Genomic DNA, 333 nt, shown 5'->3' on the forward strand with positions numbered 1-333 from the left:
CCAGTACACCGAAGCCCGCCTGGCCCTGGCTTCGCTGGTGCTGGCGTTCTGCCGGCGCGGCCACGGCCGCCTGCTGGTGCCACCCGAGCCCAGCCTGGGCGAACGCATCCGCGACCTGATTGCCGCCCCGCCCGAACGCGACTGGCAATCGCGCGAGTTCGAAGACCAGCTCGGTCTCAGCGGCGCCACCCTGCGGCGGCGCCTGGCCAGCGTGCAGTCCAGCGTGCGCGAGCTGCTCGCCGATGCGCGCCTGGCCCACGCCATGAACCTGCTCGACACCACCCCACTGCCACTCAAGACCGTGGCCGCGCGGGTCGGCGCCCGCTCGCCGGG

At 74.2% G+C, this 333-nt stretch carries 1 pseudogene; it reads left to right on the forward strand.

From position 1 onward, the window contains the following. Positions 1-333: pseudogene (locus ACQG3P_RS18965) on the forward strand (AraC family transcriptional regulator); the annotation flags it as partial.

The organism is Stenotrophomonas sp. SrG, assembly GCF_050031795.1.
GTDB lineage: Bacteria > Pseudomonadota > Gammaproteobacteria > Xanthomonadales > Xanthomonadaceae > Stenotrophomonas > Stenotrophomonas rhizophila_A.